This is a genomic window from Candidatus Thalassolituus haligoni, from assembly GCF_041222825.1.
GTDB lineage: Bacteria > Pseudomonadota > Gammaproteobacteria > Pseudomonadales > Oceanobacteraceae > Oceanobacter > Oceanobacter antarcticus.
In genome coordinates this window covers 4,346,140-4,369,466 of the sequence record NZ_CP139482.1, presented here as the reverse complement: position 1 = coordinate 4,369,466, position 23,327 = coordinate 4,346,140, and the positions used below count along the sequence as shown (strand labels likewise).

Annotated in this window: 23 protein-coding genes; 19 read left to right on the top strand and 4 right to left on the bottom strand. The window is 54.7% G+C overall.

The annotated features are described in order from the left end of the window. Window positions 1-397 precede the first annotated feature (397 nt). The 14 genes from mnmG to SOJ49_RS19695 all read left to right on the top strand — a co-directional run bounded on the left by mnmG (window position 398) and on the right by SOJ49_RS19695 (window position 12,980). A complete protein-coding gene (gene mnmG / locus SOJ49_RS19760) occupies window positions 398-2,299 on the top strand; it encodes a tRNA uridine-5-carboxymethylaminomethyl(34) synthesis enzyme MnmG (RefSeq protein ID WP_369858095.1) in 1,902 nt (633 codons plus the stop codon). A 215-nt stretch (window positions 2,300-2,514) separates the two neighbouring features. Next, window positions 2,515-3,189, top strand: coding sequence for a 16S rRNA (guanine(527)-N(7))-methyltransferase RsmG (gene rsmG, locus SOJ49_RS19755; protein ID WP_369856184.1), 675 nt, complete (start codon window positions 2,515-2,517; stop codon window positions 3,187-3,189). 21 nt (window positions 3,190-3,210) lie between these two features. After that, window positions 3,211-3,981, top strand: coding sequence for a ParA family protein (locus tag SOJ49_RS19750; RefSeq protein WP_369856183.1), 771 nt, complete (start codon window positions 3,211-3,213; stop codon window positions 3,979-3,981). Between the two features lie 38 nt (window positions 3,982-4,019). Beyond that, complete coding sequence (locus SOJ49_RS19745) at window positions 4,020-4,922, top strand: ParB/RepB/Spo0J family partition protein (protein WP_369856182.1); 903 nt, start codon at window positions 4,020-4,022, stop codon at window positions 4,920-4,922. A gap of 277 nt (window positions 4,923-5,199) precedes the next feature. Then, window positions 5,200-5,568, top strand: coding sequence for an ATP synthase subunit I (locus tag SOJ49_RS19740; protein ID WP_369856181.1), 369 nt, complete (start codon window positions 5,200-5,202; stop codon window positions 5,566-5,568). A 21-nt stretch (window positions 5,569-5,589) separates the two neighbouring features. Then, window positions 5,590-6,501 carry a F0F1 ATP synthase subunit A gene (gene atpB / locus SOJ49_RS19735; RefSeq protein WP_369856180.1) on the top strand — a complete coding sequence of 304 codons (912 nt, stop codon included), beginning with the start codon at window positions 5,590-5,592 and terminating at the stop codon, window positions 6,499-6,501. Window positions 6,502-6,539: 38 nt separating this feature from the next. Next, window positions 6,540-6,779, top strand: coding sequence for a F0F1 ATP synthase subunit C (atpE, locus tag SOJ49_RS19730; protein WP_369856179.1), 240 nt, complete (start codon window positions 6,540-6,542; stop codon window positions 6,777-6,779). A gap of 54 nt (window positions 6,780-6,833) precedes the next feature. Continuing rightward, the gene (locus tag SOJ49_RS19725) at window positions 6,834-7,304 is read left to right on the top strand and encodes a F0F1 ATP synthase subunit B (RefSeq protein ID WP_369856178.1); all 471 of its coding nucleotides are present in this window, start codon (window positions 6,834-6,836) and stop codon (window positions 7,302-7,304) included. 11 nt (window positions 7,305-7,315) lie between these two features. Continuing rightward, entirely contained in the window at window positions 7,316-7,852 is a 537-nt protein-coding gene (locus SOJ49_RS19720) for a F0F1 ATP synthase subunit delta (RefSeq protein ID WP_369856177.1), read from the top strand. Window positions 7,853-7,867: 15 nt separating this feature from the next. Further along, window positions 7,868-9,406 (top strand): F0F1 ATP synthase subunit alpha, encoded by a 1,539-nt coding sequence (atpA, locus tag SOJ49_RS19715; RefSeq protein ID WP_369856176.1) that lies wholly within the window; start codon window positions 7,868-7,870, stop codon window positions 9,404-9,406. A 66-nt stretch (window positions 9,407-9,472) separates the two neighbouring features. Next, window positions 9,473-10,333, top strand: coding sequence for a F0F1 ATP synthase subunit gamma (gene atpG, locus SOJ49_RS19710; protein WP_369856175.1), 861 nt, complete (start codon window positions 9,473-9,475; stop codon window positions 10,331-10,333). A 39-nt stretch (window positions 10,334-10,372) separates the two neighbouring features. Beyond that, entirely contained in the window at window positions 10,373-11,767 is a 1,395-nt protein-coding gene (gene atpD, locus SOJ49_RS19705; protein WP_369856174.1) for a F0F1 ATP synthase subunit beta, read from the top strand. Window positions 11,768-11,825: 58 nt separating this feature from the next. Further along, window positions 11,826-12,254 (top strand): F0F1 ATP synthase subunit epsilon, encoded by a 429-nt coding sequence (locus SOJ49_RS19700; RefSeq protein ID WP_369856173.1) that lies wholly within the window; start codon window positions 11,826-11,828, stop codon window positions 12,252-12,254. 144 nt (window positions 12,255-12,398) lie between these two features. Then, window positions 12,399-12,980 carry an outer membrane protein gene (locus tag SOJ49_RS19695; protein ID WP_369856172.1) on the top strand — a complete coding sequence of 194 codons (582 nt, stop codon included), beginning with the start codon at window positions 12,399-12,401 and terminating at the stop codon, window positions 12,978-12,980. A 35-nt stretch (window positions 12,981-13,015) separates the two neighbouring features. Here the strand turns inward: SOJ49_RS19695 and SOJ49_RS19690 are convergent, their stop codons facing one another. From SOJ49_RS19690 to SOJ49_RS19680, 3 genes are read right to left on the bottom strand one after another with little or no spacing between them, the layout of a single operon-like run. Beyond that, window positions 13,016-13,975, bottom strand: coding sequence for a histone deacetylase (locus tag SOJ49_RS19690; protein ID WP_369856171.1), 960 nt, complete (start codon window positions 13,973-13,975; stop codon window positions 13,016-13,018). Continuing rightward, window positions 13,972-16,413, bottom strand: coding sequence for a putative bifunctional diguanylate cyclase/phosphodiesterase (locus tag SOJ49_RS19685; RefSeq protein WP_369856170.1), 2,442 nt, complete (start codon window positions 16,411-16,413; stop codon window positions 13,972-13,974). The genes SOJ49_RS19690 and SOJ49_RS19685 overlap by 4 nt, the downstream gene beginning before the upstream one ends. Beyond that, window positions 16,410-17,372, bottom strand: a complete 963-nt coding sequence (locus SOJ49_RS19680) for an ABC transporter substrate-binding protein (RefSeq protein ID WP_369856169.1) — start codon at window positions 17,370-17,372, stop codon at window positions 16,410-16,412. The genes SOJ49_RS19685 and SOJ49_RS19680 overlap by 4 nt, the downstream gene beginning before the upstream one ends. A 225-nt stretch (window positions 17,373-17,597) precedes the next feature. Here SOJ49_RS19680 and SOJ49_RS19675 point away from each other — a divergent pair, with 225 nt between their 5' ends. Then, entirely contained in the window at window positions 17,598-17,846 is a 249-nt protein-coding gene (locus SOJ49_RS19675) for a hypothetical protein (protein ID WP_369856168.1), read from the top strand. A 208-nt stretch (window positions 17,847-18,054) separates the two neighbouring features. Here SOJ49_RS19675 and argH read toward each other — a convergent pair whose 3' ends face one another. Beyond that, on the bottom strand, window positions 18,055-19,464 hold the full coding sequence (argH, locus tag SOJ49_RS19670; RefSeq protein WP_369856167.1) for an argininosuccinate lyase: 1,410 nt from the start codon (window positions 19,462-19,464) through the stop codon (window positions 18,055-18,057). Between the two features lie 226 nt (window positions 19,465-19,690). On the opposite strand from argH, the gene SOJ49_RS19665 reads away from it, so the two are divergent. The 4 genes from SOJ49_RS19665 (at window position 19,691) to SOJ49_RS19650 (ending at window position 23,303) form a co-directional block, all read left to right on the top strand. After that, entirely contained in the window at window positions 19,691-20,776 is a 1,086-nt protein-coding gene (locus SOJ49_RS19665) for a sensor histidine kinase (protein WP_369856166.1), read from the top strand. Continuing rightward, window positions 20,751-21,482 (top strand): LytR/AlgR family response regulator transcription factor, encoded by a 732-nt coding sequence (locus SOJ49_RS19660; protein ID WP_369856165.1) that lies wholly within the window; start codon window positions 20,751-20,753, stop codon window positions 21,480-21,482. The genes SOJ49_RS19665 and SOJ49_RS19660 overlap by 26 nt, the downstream gene beginning before the upstream one ends. Window positions 21,483-21,614: 132 nt before the next feature. Beyond that, on the top strand, window positions 21,615-22,556 hold the full coding sequence (gene hemC / locus SOJ49_RS19655; protein WP_369856164.1) for a hydroxymethylbilane synthase: 942 nt from the start codon (window positions 21,615-21,617) through the stop codon (window positions 22,554-22,556). A 6-nt stretch (window positions 22,557-22,562) separates the two neighbouring features. Next, window positions 22,563-23,303, top strand: coding sequence for a uroporphyrinogen-III synthase (locus SOJ49_RS19650; protein ID WP_369858094.1), 741 nt, complete (start codon window positions 22,563-22,565; stop codon window positions 23,301-23,303). Window positions 23,304-23,327: the final 24 nt, after the last annotated feature.

The following is a 23,327-nucleotide window of genomic DNA, read 5'->3' as shown; positions in this document are numbered from 1 at the left end:
GCCTGAAGCGATCAGTAATGGTGCAGGCATCCGGCTGGATGTTCTTCCTTGGTCATCATCTAATGGCTGGTTTTTCTGTGGATAACCCTGTTAGGAAATGTGGTAAACCCTTGTTGTAACGGGTTGCTATCCTTCAGTAACCTTTACCCGGTAATTTTTTTATACCGCTAAAAAATCACTTATCAGCTATTTATTAACAATATAACTCTTTGATTAAAAAGGATAAAAAATGATTTTCCAGGGGCTGTGGATAACACTGTACACAATGGTTTGATTACCTTATATGCCTGTGGATAGTGGTATTGCTCATATTTTGTACAAAGCCCTATCTGCTTACTGGGGTAATTGCTATAATCCGCGCCCGTTTTTGAAATTCCTGTTATTTGGTGAGGTGTCTGTGGAGTATCCCGTTCGATATGACGTGATTGTGGTCGGTGGTGGTCACGCTGGTACGGAAGCCGCACTGGCAGCGGCTCGCACCGGTAGCAAGACGCTGTTGCTGACCCATAACACGGACACGGTCGGCGTGATGTCCTGTAACCCGGCCATTGGTGGTATTGGCAAAAGCCATCTGGTGAAAGAAATTGATGCGCTGGATGGCGCGATGGCGCGGGCAACTGATCGGGGGGGGATCCAGTTTCGTACCCTCAATAGCCGTAAAGGCCCGGCGGTGCGGGCGACACGGGCCCAAGCCGACCGTGCGCTGTATCGTTCTGCAATTCGTAACATCGTGGAAAATCAGCCCAACCTGGATATTTTTCAGGCAGCCTGTGATGACCTGATTCTCGATGGTGATGGTGTTGGCAGTACTGTGTGTGGCGTGGTCACCAACACCAATATGAAAATTTATGCCACCTCGGTGGTGTTGACGGCGGGGACGTTCCTCGGTGGCCTGATTCATATTGGCATGGAAAATCACAGTGGCGGTCGTGCCGGAGATCCGCCATCGACAGCGCTTTCCCAGCGTTTGCGGGAAATGCCTTTTACCGTTGGCCGACTGAAGACAGGCACGCCGGCACGCATTGACCGTCGCAGTGTCGATTTCTCGGTGATGCAGGAGCAGCCGGGTGATACGCCGCTGCCGGTGATGTCATTTATGGGATCGCTGGCCGAGCATCCACAGCAGGTCAGCTGTTACATCACCCACACCAACGAGCGGACCCACGATATTATTCGCGCCAATCTTGATCGTTCGCCGATGTATGCCGGTGTGATTGAAGGGATTGGTCCGCGCTATTGTCCATCGATCGAAGACAAAATCACCCGTTTCGCCGACAAGACCAGTCATCAGGTGTTTGTTGAGCCGGAAGGATTAAACAGCAATGAGCTGTATCCAAACGGTATTTCCACCAGTTTGCCGTTTGATGTGCAGCTGGATCTGATTCACTCGATCCCCGGTTTTGAGAAGGCGCACATTACCCGTCCGGGCTACGCCATCGAGTATGACTATTTTGATCCCCAGCAGCTCAAGCACAGCCTTGAAACCCGCTGTATCAATAATCTGTTTTTTGCTGGCCAGATCAATGGCACGACAGGTTATGAAGAGGCCGGAGCCCAGGGCTTGCTGGCCGGTCTGAATGCGGCCTTGCGGGCGTTGGAAAAAGACGTCTGGGTGCCGCGCCGTGACCAGTGCTATATCGGTGTGCTGGTTGACGACCTGATCACCATGGGCACCAAGGAACCGTATCGGATGTTTACCAGCCGGGCGGAATATCGGCTGGTGCTGCGGGAAGATAACGCTGACCTGCGGTTGACTGAGATTGGCCGCGACCTTGGCATTGTGGGTGATCAGCGTTGGGCGGCATTTTGTGAAAAACGGGAGCAGATCGAGCAAGAAACCCAACGCTTGAAAACCACCTGGATTCAGCCGGGCTCGACAGCAGCCGAGGCACTGGCAGAGCTGGGTGAAACGGCCATCAGCCATGAATATAACCTCCATGACCTACTCAAACGCCCTGCCCTGACCTATCCGCTGGTGGCCAGACTCAAGGGCGAGCCACTGAGTGATGACCCGCGCGTGGCAGAACAGGTCGAGATCCAGGCCAAATACGATGGCTATATCGCCCGTCAGCTGGAGGATATCGAGCAATTACGTCGCTATGAACATACGCTGCTGCCGGATGACCTCGACTATGACGCCATTGGTGGCTTGTCCAATGAAGTGAAGCAGAAGCTTTATTCGCTCAAACCGGAAACTCTGGGGGCGGCGTCACGGCTTGCTGGTGTTACGCCGGCAGCGATCAGTCAGATTATGATTCATTTGAAAAAACGTAATATGGCCCATCGGATGGAAGCCTGAGTCAGTCGTACCCGCGCTGCGGTCTTATGCCGGTTGTTGCTGAAGAGGTTCAAACTCACTGCTGACTTTGTGCTAGTATCCGCCGCCCGCTGGCTGGTATGTGGTTATGTTGCCGGTGAGTATGAGGATTGCGTGCGCCAGAGAGTTCCGATATGGGTTGTTTGGCGCGGGAATCATCTTTGTTTGGCAGGACTCAAGGCACGGAATATATGAGCATGGCAACTTCTCTTCCCGCCGGATTGCGTAATCGCTTGATGCGTGGTGCGGCTCAGCTGGACATCACATTGAGCCATCAGCAAGCCGATCTGCTGATGGGCTATCTGGAGCTGCTGCACAAATGGAACAAGGCGTATAACCTCACCGCCATCCGTGATCCATCCGCGATGGTGGATTTACACCTGCTGGACAGTCTCGCCGTGCAGCCACACCTTGGTTCTGCTACCCATATACTGGATGTTGGCACCGGTCCAGGGCTGCCTGGTATGGTACTGGCGGCGCTGAATCCGCAGTGCCATTTTACCCTGCTCGACAGTAACGGTAAAAAAACGCGCTTTATGTTTCAGGCCCGTACCAGTCTGGGGCTGGAGAATGTCACCATCGTGAACGACCGGGTTGAGGCATATCATCCCGACGTCCCATTCGATATGATTGCCAGCCGCGCATTTGCCTCGCTGTCCGATATGGTGACCTGGTGCCGTCATTTGCTGGCTCCCGGCGGTTGCTACCTGGCGATGAAAGGACAGTACCCCCAGCAAGAACTTGAGGCATTACCCGCTGATGTGGCGTTGGCATCGGCCGCCATCGTCGAGGTTCCGGGCGTCGAAGGCCAGCGCCATCTGCTGCGGCTGGTCGCTGTTCCGGGCGCAGACCGTACACCGACTGATCAATAATATCCCTGTAGAGCGAAGACGATGATTCTGGCGATTACCAATCAGAAAGGCGGTGTAGGCAAGACGACGACGGCAGTGAATCTGGCTGCCTCACTGGCGGCGACCAAGCGCCGCGTGATGCTGATCGATCTTGACCCCCAGGGTAATGCCACCATGGGCAGTGGTGTCGACAAATATGCACTGGAAAACTCCCTCTACGAGGTATTGGTGCAGCGTTGCGCTGTAGAAGAAGCCATTGTGCCAGCTGGCGAGGCGGGTTATGACCTGATTCCTTCCAATGGTGACCTGACGGCTGCAGAAGTGGAGCTGATCAATGTGATCGGACGCGAGCAGCGGTTACGCAAGGCGCTGGCGAGTGTACAAGGGCGTTACGACTATATACTGATCGATTGTCCGCCATCGCTCAGCATGTTGACGGTGAATGCGATGGTGGCTGCCGATGCGGTGCTGATTCCGATGCAGTGCGAATACTATGCTCTTGAAGGCCTCAGTGCCTTGATGGAAACCGTCGACTCGATCAAGGATGCCTACAATCCACAGCTCCACATTGAAGGCCTGTTGCGCACCATGTACGACCCGCGCAATAGCCTGACAGAAGAGGTATCAGCGCAGCTGGTGAGTCACTTTGGCAAGCGGGTTTACGATACTGTCATTCCCCGCAATGTGCGTCTGGCCGAGGCACCAAGCTACGGCATACCGGCATTGCTGTATGACCGGAATTCGCGTGGTGCCATGGCTTATCTGGCGCTGGCCGGAGAAATGAATCGCCGTCACCGGGTGGTAACGGCCTGAATAGAGATGTTCGAAACGGACATGATCGGAATCAAGGTATGACAAAACGTAAACGTGGCCTGGGGCGCGGCCTCGATGCGCTATTGGCAGCGTCACACGCTGGCCAGGACGACGACTCGGCCCCAACCACCGCCGATCTCCCATCGGAGCGGGCAGATGGTGACCTGATCCATCTGCCGCTGGATGTGATCCAGCCGGGCCAGTATCAGCCCCGGCGTGATATTCAGCCGGAAGCGCTGGAAGAACTGGCGGATTCGATCCGTGCCCAGGGCTTGATGCAGCCGATTATGGTGCGTTTGCTGGCCGGTTCGGAGGATCGCTACGAAATCATTGCCGGTGAGCGTCGCTGGCGAGCAAGCCGTATGGCAGGGCTGGAGCAGATCCCGGCGCTGATTCGCAATGTGCCTGATGATGCGGCCATCGCCATGGCTCTGATCGAGAATATCCAGCGTGAAAACCTCAACCCGATGGAAGAGGCGATTGCGTTACACCGGCTGCAGCAAGAGTTTGAACTCACCCAGCAGGAAGTGGCGCAGGCGGTTGGCAAAAACCGCACCACGGTGGCCAACCTGTTGCGGTTGATGAACCTTAATACAGACGTCAAAACCCTGTTGGAGAATGGCGACCTGGAAATGGGACATGCCAGAGCGTTATTGGGGTTGAATGGTCAGGCACAAAGTCTGGCGGCCGATCAGGTAGTGGCCAAGGGCCTGACTGTACGGCAAACCGAAGCGCTGGTGCGTAGCCATGAACAAAAACAACCTGAAGCCGTAGCGCCAGCAGCCGTGCCCGATCCGGACGTCGAGCGACTGGAACGCATGCTGGGTGAGCGCCTCGGTGCCAGTGTCTCGATCCGTCATAATGCCAGAGGCAAGGGAAAACTGGTGATCAACTACACCAGCCTGGATGAACTCGACGGCATATTGAGCCACCTTCAGTAATCTGCCTGACGATTCCGCTGTGTCTTCTGTCACCGGAGCACACCGGGCTGAGGGTGGCCAACGGGTGCTGAGCGAGAAGGCAAGGGGGTGTCAGCCTTATTATTGGCAAAAATCGCGCACATTGACCCGAGTCAAGGGTGCGAAGGGCACCTAAAGCACTACGACCAATTTATTACAGATAGATCCGGTAACTGGTTGAAGGCCGGATACCTTGCCCATATAATCACCGCGCTTTTGCACTGGCCAAAGCAGAAATCCAATAAGTAATGAGGTCAGGTTGTCTACTGTACCGCGTCCGCCTGCGTACCGGATCGTCATCTTGCAACTGATCCTGGCGCTGATTTCTGCTCTGCTTGCCTGGTTACACAGTGATGTAGCCGCCATGTCGGCGTTGTTGGGAGGGTTAACTTGCGCCCTGCCCAACGCTTACTTTGTCTGGCGCGCGTTCCGCTATACCGGGGCCCGATCTGCTACCAGGATCGTGCAATCGTTTTACCAGGGAGAATCCTGGAAATTTTTGCTGACTGCGCTGTGTTTTATGGTCATCTTCCAGCGGGTTGAGCATCTGAATGTACTGGCACTGTTTGCAGGATTTATAACAGTGCAGCTGGGGCATCTGGCCTCGGCAAAAGTCGCCAATTTATAAACTATGGACTGAGAGTGAACGATGGCTGGAAACTCCCAAGAGTATATCTCGCACCACCTGACCAATCTTACCTATGGCAAACTGCCAGCGGGCTACGTTCGCCACGAAGTCGACGAACAGGGCCAGGCACATGAGCACGAACTGTCTCATGACACCTGGACCATGGCTCACAGCAAGGAAGAAGCCGCCGATATGGGCTTCTCTGCCGTGCACGTTGATTCCCTTGGCTGGTCTATCGGCCTTGGCGCCCTGATCATGTTCCTGTTCTGGCGCGGCGCAAAACGTGCCACGACAGCGGTTCCGACCGGTATGCAGAACTTTGTCGAAATGATCGTGGAATTTATCGATGGCACCGTGAAAGAGTCGTTTCACGGCCGCAATCCGCTGGTAGCACCGCTCTCGCTGACTATTTTCTGCTGGGTATTCATGATGAACTTCATGGATCTTATCCCGGTTGACGTTTTGCCTTCTATCTTCGGCCTGTTTGGTCTGCACTACATGAAAGTGGTTCCCTCCACAGACGTCAATATCACCATGGGCATGGCGTTGACTGTCTTCAGTCTGATGATTTTTTACTCTATCAAAGTCAAGGGCATCAGCGGCTTTGCCGGTGAACTGTGCCTGCAGCCATTCAAGGTCAAAAATCCGGTACTGCAAGCCATCTTTATTCCTGTCAACCTGTTTCTGGAATCGGTTGCCCTGCTGGCCAAGCCAATCTCTCTGGCGCTGCGGCTGTTCGGTAACATGTATGCTGGCGAAATGATTTTTATCCTGATTGCCCTGATGTTCACTGCTGGCGGAGCGTTGTTCCTGCTGGGCGGTGTACTGCAGTGGGCATGGGCTGTTTTCCACATTCTGGTGATCACTCTGCAAGCCTTCATTTTCATGATGTTGACCATCGTGTATCTGAGTATGGCCCACGAAGATCATTAATTTTTAACCATTAACTTACTAACTAACTTAACTACTATTTGGAGAAAACTATGGAACAAGGTCTGGTATTCCTGGCTGCAGCTCTGATGATCGGTCTGGGTGCGCTGGGTACAGCTATCGGTTTTGGTCTGCTGGGTGGTCGTCTGCTGGAAGGTACTGCGCGTCAGCCTGAGCTGGGTCCAATGCTGCAGGGCAAGATGTTCCTGATCGCTGGTCTGCTTGACGCCGTACCAATGATCGGTGTTGGTCTGGGTCTGTACCTGATGTTCGCTGCCTAAGGGTCGTTCCTTTTTTAACGAACTTCCTTAACCAACGAACATGAGGAGTCTGGCGTGAACATTAACGCGACACTTATCGGCCAGATCATCACATTCGCGATTTTCGTGTGGTTTTGCATGAAATTCGTATGGCCCCACCTGCTGGGTGCCATGCAAGAGCGTGAAAAGAAAATTGCCGATGGTCTGGACGCAGCAAACCGTGCCGAGCGCGACTTGGAACTGGCTCAGGAAAAAGCCGTTTCCCAGCTGCGTGAAAGCAAAGAAAAAGCTGCCGAAATCATCGAACAGGCTAACAAGCGTGCCAACCAAATCATCGACGAAGCGAAAGAAACCGCTCGCGCTGAAGGTGACCGCCTGGTAGCCGCTGCTCAAGCAGAAGTTGAGCAAGAGGTTAACCGCGCGAAAGAAGTTCTGCGCAAACAGGTATCTGAGCTGGCGGTTGCCGGCGCTACCAAGATCCTGGGCAAGTCAGTCGATGCATCAGCTCACGCTGATCTGCTTAATCAACTGACTGAAGAACTCTAAGCGAGGTTGCCATGGCTGAATTAACCACTCTCGCTCGGCCATACGCCAAGGCCGTGTTTGCTGAAGCAGAAGAGAAGAAGTCCCTGGATGCATGGTCAGACGATCTGGCCCTGCTGTCCGCTTATGCATCCGACGCTGCGATGGCGAAGGTGCTGGTACATCCTTCTCTGACTGCGGCACAGCAGGCACAAGCCTTGATTGACGTATGTGGCGAAAAGCTTAATGACGCAGCCAAAAACCTGGTACACGTTCTGGCAGAAAACAAGCGTCTGACGCTGTTGACTGAAATTACAGCTCTTTATGAAGAGTTGAAGGCCCAGCTGCAAAACGCAGTAGATGTCGTAGTGACCTCTGCGTACGCACTGACCGAAACCCAGTCAAACAAGCTCGCTCAGGCACTTAAAGCCAAACTGCAACGCGATGTCCGAATGACCAGCGAAGTCGATGAGTCACTCATCGGCGGCGCTATTATTCGTGCAGGCGACCTGGTTATTGACGGCTCACTCACAGGCAAGCTGTCAAAGTTGGCCGAAGCGATGAAATCCTAGTTTGAGGGACGATGCATGCAGCAACTGAATCCATCCGAGATCAGTGAAGTCATCAAAAAACGCATCGAAAGTCTCGATGTGACTTCACAAGCCCAGAACGAGGGCACCGTTGTATCCGTATCCGACGGTATCGTTCGTATCCATGGTCTTGCCGACGTAATGTACGGTGAGATGATTGAATTTGACGGCGGTGTCTACGGCCTGGCCATGAACCTGGAACGCGACTCTGTAGGCGCGGTTATTCTGGGCGAATACAAATCGCTGGCCGAAGGCCAGAAAGCGAAATGTACCGGTCGTATCCTGGAAGTTCCAACCGGCGAAGCCCTGCTGGGTCGTGTTGTGGACACTCTGGGTCGCCCGATTGACGGCAAGGGTCCGATTGAGACCAACACATCTGCACCTGTTGAACGCGTTGCGCCTGGCGTAATTGCTCGTCAGGGTGTAGATCAGCCGTTGCCAACCGGTTACAAGGCGGTTGACTCCATGGTTCCTGTCGGTCGTGGCCAGCGTGAGCTGATCATTGGTGACCGTCAGACCGGCAAGTCGGCGATGGCGATTGATGCCATCATTAACCAGAAAGGCACCGGTATTAAGTGTGTCTACGTGGCGATTGGCCAAAAGCAGTCTTCCATTGCGAACGTGGTTCGTAAACTGGAAGAGCACGGCGCCATGGAACACACCATCATTGTTGCCGCTGGTGCTGCCGATCCTGCAGCGATGCAGTTTCTGGCGCCATACGCCGGTTGTGCGATGGGTGAATACTTCCTCGATCGCGGTGAAGACGCCCTGATTGTATACGATGACCTGACCAAACAAGCCTGGGCTTACCGTCAGATCTCATTGTTGCTGAAGCGTCCTCCTGGTCGTGAAGCTTACCCTGGTGACGTTTTCTATTTGCACTCCCGTTTGCTGGAACGTGCTTGTCGGGTGAACCCTGATTACGTCAAAAACGTAAGCGGTGTTGAAGGCAAGACCGGTTCGCTGACGGCCCTGCCGATCATTGAAACCCAGGGCGGTGACGTCTCTGCGTTTGTACCAACCAACGTGATCTCGATCACCGATGGTCAGATCTTCCTGGAAACCAACCTGTTCAACTCTGGCATACGTCCAGCGATGAACGCCGGTATTTCGGTTTCCCGTGTCGGTGGTGCAGCACAGACCAAAATCATCAAGAAGCTGGGCGGTGGTATTCGTTTGGCGCTGGCTCAGTACCGTGAACTGGCAGCGTTTGCCCAGTTCGCTTCTGATCTGGATGAAGCGACCCGCAAGCAGCTGGAACATGGCCGCGCAGTGACCGAGCTGATGAAGCAAGGCCAGTACGCACCGATGTCGACTGCGGAAATGGGTCTGGTGATTTATGCCGCCAACGAAGGCTTCCTGAACGACGTAGAAGTGGCGAAAATCCGTCCATTCGAAGCTGCCCTGCTGAGCTTTGCCAACAGCGAATTTGCTGAACTGATGGCGAAAATCAACGTGAAAGGCGACTTTAACGACGAGATCGCAGCCGGTCTGAAAGAGTGTATTGAATCTTTCAAGAGCTCTCAGACCTGGTAAGTCCGGGGCTGGCACGGAGCTAATCCCGTGCCAGCGTGGATTCACGCAACGTAAGGCAGCTTGATTATGGCAGTCGGTAAAGAAATTAAAGAGCAGATTACGAGCGTAAAAAGCACGCAAAAAATTACTTCAGCCATGGAAAAAGTGGCTGTTAGTAAAATGCGTCGCGCTCAGCTGCGCATGACCCAAAGCCGTCCATTTGCGGATAAAATCCGTAGTGTTATCGGTCACCTGGCGAATGCGACATCTGAATACCGCCATCGTTATCTGCAAGAACGCGACATCAAGCGCGTTGGTTACATTGTGGTTTCCTCCGACCGTGGCCTGTGTGGCGGTTTGAACAACAACCTGTTCAAGCGTGTGGCACAGCAAGCGAAAAACTGGAAAGAACAAGGTGTGGAAGTTGACTTCTGCTCTGTGGGTGCCAAGGCATCACTGTTCTTTGCCAATTTTGGTGGCAACGTTGTGGCTGCAAAAACCCATCTGGGTGATGCACCGGAACTGGCCAGCCTGATCGGTTCGGTAAAAGTGATGCTGGATGCATTTGATGAAGGCAAGATCGATCGCCTGTTCATCATGCACAATCGCTTTGTGAACACCATGACGCAACAGCCCATCGCGGAACAATTGTTGCCGCTAAAAGCGGAAGAAGACGATTCACTGAAACACCACTGGGACTACATCTACGAACCGGACGCCAAGGATATCCTTGAAGGTTTGCTGGTTCGCTATGTTGAATCCCAGGTATACCAGGGTGTGGTTGAGAACAATGCCTGTGAACAGGCCGCGCGTATGCTGGCAATGAAAAGTGCCACAGATAACGCCGGTGAGATGATCAACGAGCTGAATTTGCTATACAACAAGGCTCGTCAGGCAGCGATCACCCAGGAAATTTCGGAAATCGTTAGCGGCGCCGCGGCTGTATAAGCCGGGGAACGAAGGTTTTAAGGTTAAGAGGAACCGAATATGAGCGGACGTATCGTACAGATCATCGGTGCCGTTATCGACGTGGAATTCCCACGCGACAGCGTACCCAAGGTCTACGACGCCCTGACCGTTGATGGTACTGAAACTACTCTGGAAGTTCAGCAACAGCTGGGTGATGGCGTGGTTCGTACTATTGCGATGGGCTCCACAGAAGGTCTCAAGCGTGGCCTTCAGGTAACAAACTCTGGCGCTCCCATCTCTGTACCAGTCGGTATCGAGACGTTGGGACGTATTATGGACGTCCTTGGCCGTCCGATTGATGAATGTGGCGAGATCGGTGAAAAAGAGCGTTACTCTATTCACCGTGCAGCGCCCGGCTTCGATGAGCAAGCCAACTCCACCGACCTGCTGGAAACCGGTATCAAGGTAATTGACCTTGTGTGTCCGTTTGCCAAGGGTGGTAAAGTCGGTCTGTTTGGTGGTGCCGGTGTTGGTAAAACCGTCAACATGATGGAGCTGATCAACAACATTGCGAAGGCACACTCCGGTTTGTCGGTATTCGCAGGTGTGGGTGAGCGGACTCGTGAAGGTAACGATTTCTACTACGAAATGGCGGAATCCGGGGTTGTAAACCTGGATGACAAAGCCAAATCCAAAGTAGCGATGGTGTACGGCCAGATGAACGAACCCCCAGGCAACCGTCTGCGTGTGGCTCTGACTGGTCTGACCATGGCAGAGAAATTCCGTGACGAAGGTAAAGACGTACTGTTGTTTGTTGACAACATCTATCGTTATACCCTGGCGGGAACCGAAGTATCTGCACTGCTGGGCCGTATGCCTTCCGCAGTAGGTTACCAGCCGACTCTGGCTGAAGAAATGGGTGTTCTGCAGGAGCGTATTACCTCCACCAAGAACGGCTCCATTACTTCTATCCAGGCGGTATACGTACCAGCGGATGACTTGACGGATCCATCACCAGCAACCACCTTTGCCCACTTGGACTCCACTGTGGTACTGAGCCGTGACATCGCATCCAAGGGTATTTACCCGGCGATCGATCCACTGGACTCTACATCACGTCAGCTGGATCCACTGGTTATCGGTAACGAACACTACGACATCGCTCGTGGGGTTCAGGGTGTACTGCAGCGTTATAAAGAGCTGAAGGACATCATTGCGATTCTGGGTATGGACGAACTGTCCGACGAAGACAAGCAGCTGGTTGCTCGTGCACGTAAGATCGAACGTTTCCTGTCTCAGCCGTTCCACGTGGCAGAAGTGTTCACGGGTGCGCCCGGCAAGTACGTTTCACTGAAAGAAACCATCCGTGGTTTCCAGGGTATCCTGAACGGTGATTACGACGCATTGCCTGAGCAGGCCTTCTACATGGTTGGTACTATCGACGAAGCCGTCGAAAAAGCCAAAAACATGTGATTCAGGCTGGTAAGGCCGGGCTATTCCGGCTTTACCTCCTCAACCTGAGGAATACCTTATGGCGATCACTGTACATTGCGATATTGTCAGTGCCGAAGAGAATCTCTTCTCCGGTCTGGTCGAGCGCGTCGTCGCTGCAGGCTTGCTGGGTGATCTGGGTGTTGAGCCAGGCCATGCGGCGCTGCTGACCCCGCTGAAGCCAGGTCCGGTTCGTATCGTCAAACAAGGCGGTAGCGAAGAGATTGTTTACGTCTCTGGTGGTTATCTGGAAGTTCAGCCAAACAGTGTGACTGTATTGGCTGATACGGCAGTTCGTGCGCACGATATAGACGAAGCTGCTGCTCTGGAAGCCAAGAAACACGCTGAGCAGGCGTTGGAAAATCAGGGTGCAGACTTTGATTATTCTCGTGCTCTGACCCAGCTTGCTGAAGCCGCAGCCCAGCTGCGTACCATTCAGCAAATTCGCGAGAAACTGGGCAAGCATTAAGCTGCCCGTTTTTTTCGTTTAAGCCCTCGAGTATTCGAGGGCTTTTTATTATTGACTGACAGGATGTCGGGTTCCCCTTTTTTCTTCCCGCTGCCCCTCTTCCTGTTTGCACCGTATGATTTTCCCAAAGCTCAGGAGAGCGTCATGATACCTAAAATATTTGCAAAATCCTTGTTGCCTTTGATGGTGGCGTCTTCTTCGTCTGTGATGGCAGGCCAGTTTTATATTGGTGCCGGCATGGCCGGGTTGGCAGGCAGTGGCGAAGAAGAGTACACACAGGGGTCGTCCTCCAGGACGTACGACTACAGCTATTCGAACGCTTCAATACGTCTTGGCTATCAGTGGAGTTATGCCAATCGTCTGGAGTTGTCTATTGGCTCCATTGATGTCGAATACGATGAAAACTATGAGGATGAAACATACAGCGGTTTTGACGTTGACTACTACTTCGTCTGGGGTGAAAGCATCAAGCCTTACCTGATGGTGGGCTTGGGTTCTTACACGTTTGAGGATTCTGCTCAGTACTTTTCGGATAATGACGATCTTTCCGGGTTGGCATTCAACTTTGGCGGTGGTGTGATCTGGCAGTTCCATGAACATCTGGACGTTGAGTTAGGCTACAAATTCAAGTCCATCAGCTGGCAGGATGCTACGGATGGCTATAATACCTACGAAACCCAATCTACCCACAGTGGTATTGATGCCGCCGTGCACGTGTTGTTCTGAGAAATCGTGCTGTCGCCATTTGTGAAACCAGACGTTCAGGCGTCTGGTTTTGTTTCTGACTTGTCTGTTTGCACAGCGTGTATCGACTGATTTTGCTCAAATACCTGGTAAGCCGTTTTCACCACGCTGGCATGGCGTTCGGCCAGGCGTTGATGATCTTTGTCGTAGCCTCCGCCAATCACAGTCACTACTGGTATTCTTCGTTGCTGGCAATATTCCAGTACCCAGCGATCACGCTGCTGAATCCCCTCAAGGGTTACATTCAGGTGGCCGAGCTCATCTCCTTCCCACACATCCACACCGGCATCGTAAATCACCAGCTCTGGCTGTTGTTCATGAATCAGGCGTTCGAATGTTTCTCTAACTATCGCAAGATAGGCAACATTATCGAGGTATTGATCAAGGCCAATATCGAGGTCACTGCGGCTTTTCCGGAATGGAAAATTTTTCTCGCAGTGAATGGAACAGGTAAAGGCGCGGGGTTCATGCGCCAGCATGGCGGCGGTACCATCGCCCTGATGCACATCCAGATCAAACACAAGCAGCCGTTTGACTTCTCGTCGTCGCAATAAGGTGAGTGCGGTATAGGCGAGGTCGTTGACCAGGCAAAAACCGGAGCCAAAATCATAATGCGCATGGTGAGTGCCGCCGCCCAGATGGCTGGCGATGCCATGCTGGAGTGCCAGCCGGGCTGCCAGCAGGGTGCCATTGGGTGCGGTCAGGGTGCGGTCAATCAGCCCCTGGCTCCAGGGTAAGCCCAGACGTCGCCAGGCTTTTGCCTCAATGGCATCGTCTAACAGCCCTTGCAGGTAAATCGGACTGTGGGCAATCGCAAGGTCGGCGACGGAGGCCATGGCCGGTTGGTAGAGGTTGTCGCTGATATATCCCTGCTGCAACAGGTGTTCGTACAAACGCACAAACTTGGACATCACAAAGCGGTGGTTTGCGGGGAAGGGACAGGAGTAGTTGGAGTGATAAACCAGCGGCAGCTTCATGAAGAATCGGGGGTCAGGTACTCGATAAAGGCAGTTTCATCCAGTGGTTTGCTAAACAGATAGCCCTGGAATTTGGTGCAACCATGGGACAGAAGGTACTCCCGTTGCTGCTCGGTTTCCACACCTTCGGCGACAATATCCAGATACAGGCTATGGCCCAGCTGGATAATGTAGTCAACAATATTGGCATCGGCAGCGGAGTTGTTGATATTACTGACAAAGCTGCGATCAATCTTGAGTGTTTGGATCGGCAGGCTCTGGAGGTAACTGAGGGAGGAATAACCAGTGCCAAAATCATCCATCGAGACATTAAAGCCGTGGTGTACCAGCCGTTGAATCAGTGATTTGACCAGCTGCTTGTCATTGACAAAAATCCCCTCGGTGATTTCCAGTTCCACCAATCTTGGCGGGATATCGAATGCCTCGATATGGAACACCAATTGGTCAAAAAAGTTGGCATTGAGGAACTGTACCGGACTGATATTGATGGCGAGGCGTTCGAATCCCTGGGGGAGTAAATGCTGCTGCCGCAGCCTGGCCAGTGTCTGACAGCTGGCTGACAGCACCCAGTCACCCAGTTCCACAATCAGGTTGGCCTCTTCGGCAGCAGCGATAAACAGGTCGGGCGGCACTGGCTTGCCCCGGTGCTGCCACCGGCACAGCACCTCAGCGCCAATGATGCGCCCGAGATGGTCAAGCTGTGGTTGAAAGGCCAGACTGAAGGCTCTGGCCTTGATGGCATCGTGAAGATCATTGATCAGACTGAGTTTGCTTTGGGTTTCCCGTTGCATGTGCTCGCTATACAGGCTCCAGCCATTACGTCCATGGGCTTTGGCATAATACATGGCGGTATCGGCCTGTCGGATCAGGTCTGACGAGGTATGCTGGTCAAAAGGAAATAACGAAATACCTATACTGGCCGATAAGTGAAAGCTGTGTCGATTGTATAAAAATGGTTGCCGGAATTGTTCCAGCAAGGCACTCGCGAAGTTGGTGGCCTGGTCGACAGCCTCATTGGCATCGCTGTAAAGCTCGTCGGGCAGCAGCAGGAATTCATCGCCTCCCAGCCGGGCGCACAGATCTCGTGGCCCGGCGCAGAGGCGTAATCGTTCCGCTGCCTGCTGCAAAATGGCGTCGCCGACAGGGTGACCCAGAGAGTCATTAATATTCTTGAAATGGTCCAGATCGATAAACAGCAGGGCACCAAAGCGAGAGCATTTGCGCGCTGCTGACAGGTGCTCCCTGACTCGACCCAGCGCCATCTCCCGGTTGCTGAGCCGGGTCAGCGTGTCGTAGTGAGCGCGGTATTCCACCTCCTGCTGTTTCAGGCGCAGTTCAGTCACGTCGCGGATCAGCCAGAAAACGCCGTCGACACCCTGCCCATCGCTGCGTTCAAGCCGAAACGGAGTCATGCGGGATTCGAGATAGCGATCCTGATGCTGCAGCGACTCAATCACTACCGACTCTTGACTGATGGCACGTAGCCAGCAAGCCCGGACACTGTCTGCCTGACCGTGTTCGATCCAGCCCCAGGCCGGTTGACCGGTCAGATTACGCGATAGCTCTGACACGTTGCTGTGCTGGTTGCCGATGCGTTCGCGAATGTATCCCTCGCGGTCAATCAGGAAGGCAACATCCGGGAAGGTACGGGAGAAGGCCCGGTCGACGGCATTTTGCCGTTCAATCTGGGCGATCGATAACTGCAAGTGACGGCTGAGCTGATTAAAGGTATCTCCCAGTTCGGTAAATTCCCGGCTGCTGCATTGTTCCAGCGTCTGGCCGAGTTCACCTTGGCGCAAGCTTTGGGTAAAGCCCTGCAAGCGTGTTAACGGCGCCAGCACCTGGCGTTTGAGTAATTGGCTCAGGCCAAGGCTATAGAGCAGGATCAGGCCCAGTAGCAGGGCCAGCTTTTGCGCCAGGTCGATCAGCATGCGGTGATATTCATGCTGAACGTTGTACCAGGCGACCAGCAGTCCTCTGGACTGCTGGCGGATACCGTTCTGGTAATAAACCGGCAAGGCGGCTGTGTAAATATTACCCTGTTCTGACAGGAGCAATTCTTTTTGCTGGTTGTCTGGCGATGGGCGACTGTTATGGAGTACGGTTGGCAGTTGCCCTGATGCGCCTATGCGACCACGATCAGTGGAGAACAGGATCAATCCATGTTGAATCACATCGACACGGGTGATATAGCGATGAGTGGCCATATAGCTGACGGATCGGTCTGCGAGGGCGGTGTTTTCTACGGCCAGTGAATGTTGCAGCTGCTGTTGCAGTACACCAAGGTCGTATTCGATCTTGTTTTTCCAGCTGTCATGGAACTGACTGTTGGTCGCATCAAAAAGAAAGTAGGCCACTGCAATGGCTGTCGTGCCCAGTGCCAGTACGGCCCAGGACATCAGAATGAGGCGAATGGAGTAGGATCCATTAGGTCTCACGGCCCGTTCTCTGCGACCAGGGACGCCGTCGTGCGCAGGGTCGGGATAGAGCCGGGCTTCAGCAAGTGGTGGGTTTGCATCAGCTTGACGAGATCACTGGCGTGACGGGACAAGCGGGAGCGAGGGCCAGCCAGTAGTCGCAGATTCTCATCCTGATCGGGCATTGTCAGACCCAAGTAGGCATCTTTGATGTGAGTGGCTGGTAACTTGAGCCGTCGGTTAATGATATCAAGGGCAGCCGGGTCGCCACGTTCAATACGTTGTTTTGATACCAAAAAACCGTTTACCAGGCCACGTAAGGCGGTGTGTCGGGTTGCCAGCAACTCGGTTCTGACGGCGAGCACATCGACAATCTGGCCAGGAATATCGGCACTGGAAAACAGCGGAGTCGCACCGGCGGCAAGCAACTGCAAAGAATACGGCGCAAAGGTGACAGCGGCATCTATCCGGCCAGCAGCCAGCGCATCAAGATATTCATTCTGCCTCAGGTTGACGATGGTGATATCACTGAGCGTGAGCTGTGTCGATGCCAGTGCGGCTTGCAGCATCAAGGCACCGACGGCACTGGTCTCAACGCCAATGCGCAGGCCTGCCAGCTCGGCGACGCTGTGAATCTCTGGCCTGGCCAGAACCACATCGGCTCCCAGGGATTGGTCGCAGATCAGCACCACGGTGAGGTCCAGTCCCTCGCTGGTGAGTAGCAAGACCTCGTCCAGTGTCAATGCGGCGCCTTCCAGTTGCCCTTGTCTCATGGCATCCATTACATCGGGAGCACTGGCCAGCTCTACAAGACGTAGTTGCCCGGTATCCAGCAAGCCGTCTTCCCTGGCCAGATAAAAAGGCTCATAACCGGGCCAGACGTTGGTGCCGATGCGTAGCAAGGGTAAGGGAGCATGCTGATCACAGGCACCCAGAGATAGCAATGTCAGCGTGAACAGGCAAAGGTGGAGAAAAGGCACGGCCGCTCCAAAACAAACGATTATTATCAGTCTAGCAGTCAAACTTATAACAGGTTAAGCCGTCCTACGACCAAGGGCGAGTGGCAATCGGGCTGTCAATATGATCCCTTAGCAGACTATCAGGGTTGTCCCCGATCTTGCTGAGCAACGCCTGTTCAGCACTTTATAAAGGCAGCAGGCCTGAAATCCATCCCGCGCAGCAGAGCATATCCTTCAGAGGTTGATGTGAAAAAAGATAATAAAAACAAGATAACAACGACGGAAAATCAGGCAATCTCCAGTTTCGAAAACTTCTTCTATCGCTATGTTGCCTGGTTTCCGATTCTGGTACTACCGGCGCTGGTATGGGAAATGTTCAGCGTCAACGACTATGTCCCGGCAGGGTTGATCGGCGTTATGCATGCCGTGCTGGTGTTCCGTCTGGTCACGATTGCCGGGCAGCAAGGCTGGTTCAAAAAGCGGCAGCAGCTGTAAACAGACAGTGTGCGGTATCGATTGACGTACGGGACTTTTGGGCACGCCGTACTTTTTGACGGGCCACTTTCTGAGAGGGCAGGGCTGTTGACTGAAGCCAGTATTGGCGGGAGTCCAGCGGATTCCTGTCAATACTGGTGACTCTAAAGAGCCAGATTCCACTCTCCTGCAGTAGAGCAGCCCTAAGTTCGGCAGACTTCCGGGTATTTCAGGCAAGGTTTTCTTCGCGGTCAGCCAATGCACGGCTGGCGCGTATTGCCGCAGCGCGTACCTGGTCTGGCGCAGTGCCACCAATGTGGTTACGAGCGGCGACTGAGCCTTCCAGTGTCAGCACTTCAAACACATCGGCACTGATTTCAGCAGAGAACTGCTGCAACTCTTCCAGCGTCATGTCACTGAGATCCTTGCCCTGTGCCAGACCATAAGCGACAGCCTTGCCAACAATTTCATGGGCATCGCGGAAGGGAATGCCCTTGCGCACCACGTAGTCAGCGAGGTCGGTGGCGGTGGAGAAGCCGCGCTTGGCAGCACCCCGCATATCGTCCCGGCGTGCTTGCAGGTGGGGAGCCATATCGGCGAATGCCCGCAGGCTGTCCCGCAGGGTATCGACGGTATCAAACAGTGGCTCTTTATCTTCCTGATTGTCTTTGTTGTAGGCCAGTGGCTGGGATTTCATCAGTGTCAGCAGACTGACCAGATGGCCGTAGACCCGACCGGTCTTGCCGCGTACCAGCTCGGGAACATCCGGGTTCTTTTTCTGCGGCATGATGGAGGAACCGGTACAGAAACGATCCGGCAGATCGATAAAACGGAACTGCGCCGAAGCCCACAGCACCAGCTCTTCTGAAAAACGCGACATATGCATCATGATCAGGGCCGCCGCGCTGGTGAATTCGATGGCAAAATCGCGATCGGAAACCGAATCCAGGCTGTTCTCGGTGGGGGCATCAAAACCCAGTAGTTCGGCAGTGTAAAAACGATCAATCGGATAGGTTGTACCTGCCAGGGCAGCAGCGCCGAGTGGCAACTGGTTCATGCGTTTCCGGCAGTCCTGCAGACGCGCATAGTCACGTTCCAGCATCGCATTCCAGGCCAGCAAATGGTGACCAAAGGTGACGGGTTGTGCCGTTTGCAGGTGGGTGAAGCCGGGCATGATGGTATCGGCTTCCCGGCTGGCCAGTTCGATCAGGCCCTGCTGCAAGCGGGTCAGTTCGGAGCAGATGAGATCAATTTCGTCGCGCAGGTACAAGCGGATATCGGTCGCGACCTGATCGTTACGGGAGCGGCCGGTGTGCAGTTTTTTGCCGGTAATACCGATTTTGGCAGTCAGCGCGGCTTCGATGTTCATATGAACGTCTTCCAGCGCGACCGACCAGTTGAAATTGCCGCGTTCAATCTCGATCCGAACCTCTTCCAGGCCGCGAATAATATCGTCGCGCTCGGCGTTGGTCAGCACGCCGACATGCGCCAGCATGCGGGCATGGGCAACCGATCCCTGAATGTCCTGACGGTACATGCGTTGGTCAAAGTCCACTGACGCGGTGTAACGGGCAACAAAAGCATCGGTTGGCTCGGAAAAACGGCCGCCCCACGAGGCATTGGTGGATTGATCAGTCATGTGGTCCCCTTAAATAAACACAAACGTTGTCGGCCGCTGGCGATGCCAGCGGCAACATAAAATTTCAAGGCGCAGAGTATACCTGCGGCGTGCCAACGGTTTAACCGGAATGTGGAGCAGATACTTGCCGTCACTCGTGACTAAAGCGAGACTAGCGACCTGTCGGTGCTCCAAGTCCGACAGGCTCCCAGCTGTTTATCTCATTCCATGGCCAAAGGCGTCCGTTATGCCGAACACTACCGCCGTTGTCAGTCGTCAGCATGATCCCGGTTTGCTGGATGCTTTTTTTCTGCCAGATCTCTGCAACACCCGAGCGATCCTGTTTTTGTTGGCGGTCAGCGAAGGGCTGGTGGCGATTCTGACGCTGATGGAGTCGTCCCTGGCGGCGTTTTCCTGGGAGCGATTCGGGCTGGTGTCGCTGTTTGTGCAGTGGGTTGCGCTGCTCTCGGTCGCGATTCTGTGCCAGTTACGTTTTGTTCTGGTGCAGGTCAACGTGCTGTTGGTATCGGTACTGGCGCTGCTGCTGGTGCAGCTGGTGACTCTGGGTGTCAGCTTGATGGCCGACTGGCTCTGGCCGACCAGCCTGCGGAGTATTGATTGGCTCTGGATTGCCCGTAATGCGTTGGTCAGTGCGCTGGTGACGGCGTTGGCGTTACGTTATTTTTACGTCCAGAGTCAGTGGCGGATACAGGCTCAGGCCGAACTCAAGGCGCGGCTGTCGGCCTTGCAGGCGAATATTCGGCCACACTTTTTTTTCAACACGCTGAACACTGTGGCGGCATTGATTGTGATCGACCCGGAAAAAGCCGAAAACATGCTGCTGGATCTGGCGCAGTTGTTCCGGGTGGTATTAAAAGCCGATGACCAGCCCTCTACCTTGGCGCAGGAGATTGAATTTGGCCAGCGCTATCTGGACATCGAGCATACCCGGTTGGGGTCGCGGCTGGAGGTTGAATGGCAATTGCCAGAGCCACTGCCAGAAATCACCATGCCAGCACTGATTCTCCAGCCTTTGCTGGAAAACGCCGTCTACCATGGTGTGCAGCCATTGGTGGGGGGCGGCTGGATCCGTATTTCGCTGACCGCCGTCGCCGGTGGCTGGGAGCTGGCGGTGGCGAATGCTCGCCTTCCCGGTGCCAGCCCGCCAGGCAACGGCATTGCCCAGCGTAATATTCGTGCCCGGCTGGAAACCCTGTTTGGTGAATCTGCCCGGCTGCAGACCGCAGAGCTGCCGGATGAATATCAGGCGCGGATCTTGGTTCCGTCGCATTCTGGAGAGCATACCCATGAGTTATCGCATCGCTCTGGTTGATGATGAGCCGCTGGCCCGTGACCGGCTGGCGCGATTGATAGGAGAACACCCGGACTTTGAGTTGGTGGCTGAGCTGGAGAGTGGTGATGCTGTGCTGGAGTGGCTGGTATTCAACGGTGTTGATGTACTGTTACTCGATATCCAGATGCCCGGTCGTAGCGGCCTCGAAACCGCGCAGGCAGTACAGCAGCATGCGCATCCTCCGCTGGTGGTTTTTTGTACCGCTTTTGACGAACACGCGCTGGATGCCTTTGGCGTCAGTGCGATTGATTATTTGCTCAAGCCGGTGCGTCCGGCGGATTTGCAGCGGGCACTGGATCGGGCCAGAGAGCGCCTGGCCGGTCGGGCGCAGCGCCGCATTGCCAGTCTTGGGGTGCGTAGCCATCTGACTGCTCGTACCCATATGGGGCTGCAGCTGATTCCGGTGGAAGAAGTCTGCTACTTTTTGGCCGACCAGAAATACGTAAACGCTATCCACGAGCAGGGCGAAACCCTGATCGATGACAGCCTGCGCCAGCTTGAAGACGAGTTTGGTGATCGCTTCGTCCGTGTACACCGCAGTGCACTGGTGGCGCGGGATCGTATCGTTCGGCTGGAAACCCTGGAAGGTGGTGGTCACTTTGTCCATTTACGTGGACTTGATGCTGGTGTAGCGGTCAGTCGTCGCCATTTACCAGAAGTTCGCAAGGTGATGAAGTCACTGTAATGGGCCGATAATGGCATTTGCTGATCCGGGTAATTTCAGCTGACGCGCCAGCACTGGTATGATTCGGCAAATTTATGATATCGCGGCGGTCTGCCAGTCAGACCGTCACGCTTCCGTCGAATAAGGATCACTATGTCGTCAGCACGCCTGCTCCGTATTGCCACCCGCAAAAGTCCTCTGGCCCTGTGGCAGGCTGAACATATCAAGGCCCGCCTGCTGGCATTGCATGACGGGCTTGAAGTCGAGCTGGTGACCTTCTCAACCCAGGGCGACAAAATTCTCGATACCCCATTAGCCAAAATCGGTGGCAAGGGTCTGTTTGTCAAAGAGCTTGAGGTGGCGATGCTGGACGGACGGGCGGATATTGCCGTGCACTCCATGAAAGACGTGCCGATGGAATTTCCGCCAGGACTGGAACTGGGTGTCATCTGTGAGCGGGAAAATCCGCTGGATGCCTTTGTATCCAACCATTACCGCAGTGTTGACGAACTGCCACAGGGGGCCATCGTCGGCACGTCGAGCTTGCGCCGTCAGTGCCAGTTGCAACAGCAGCGACCGGATTTACAGATCCGGTCGCTGCGCGGCAATGTCCAGACCCGGCTCGGCAAGCTCGACAGCGGTGAGTTTGACGCCATCATCCTGGCGTCCGCCGGGCTGTTACGGATGGCGATGGCAGACCGCCTGACGGCGTTTATGGCGGCGGAACAGTCACTGCCAGCCGGTGGTCAGGGGGCCTTGGGCATCGAATGGCGCAGCGACGACGACACCACCAAGGCGCTGATTGCCCCGCTGGGCCATGCCGACACCACCGCATGCGTACTGTCTGAGCGGGCATTGAATCGTCGCCTGCAAGGAGGCTGTCAGGTGCCGATTGCCGCTTATGCCGAACGTGTGGGCGAACAACTGACCTTGCGGGGGCTGGTCGGTTCGGTGGATGGCAGTACCGTATTGACCACCCGGCAACAGGGATCGATAGCCGATGCCGAGGCGATTGGTATTCTGGCGGCGGAACATTTACTGGCCCAAGGTGCTGGCGAGATTTTGTCGGCCGTTTACGGCCACGAGGTGCGCTAGGCCTTGGTGACGATTCTGGTGACTCGCCCCGAGGGTCAGGCTGATCAGCTGATCGGCGCACTGGAGCAGTGTGGTTATCAGGTATTACATCGTCCACTGATGGCGATTCAACCGGTTGCCGCAGACAGCCCGGCAGCGCGAGCAACCCGCAGTTGTATGCTCGACCTTGACCTGTATCAGCAGGTGATTGCTATCAGTGCCAATGCCGCCCGGCAAGGGCTGGCCTGGCTGGATGAATTCTGGCCCCAGCCACCACTGGGTCTGAACTGGTACGGCGTTGGCCCTGCCAGTGTCGAGCCACTGCGCGAGTTCGGTCTGGATGCCCAGTGTCCGGTCAGCCGCTATGACAGTGAAGGACTGCTTGCATTAGCCGCCTTGCAGCAGATCGCAGAACAACGCATTCTGATCTGGCGCGGAGTGGGCGGCCGCGAAACACTGGCCAGTGAGTTACGCGCCCGTGGAGCCCGTGTTGACTATGCCGAGCTATACGAGCGGCAGCCGGTGCCGTACAGCAGCGACGACTGGGACACCGCATTGGCGGCTTGTCCGTGGCTGTTGCTCAGCAGCGGGCAGGCGCTGGATATTATTGAAGGGCAGGTGCCAGAGTTGGCCAGACGTATCGCCGGGTTGATATTGCCCAGCGAACGTATTGCCGCAGCGGCGCGCGCCAAAGGCTATGATCCGGTACTGGTACCCGCCAGTGCACGGGATGAAGATATGCTCAGTTGCCTGGCAGCGCAGCTGTAACCCGATAACCAGGTCGCAAGCGGC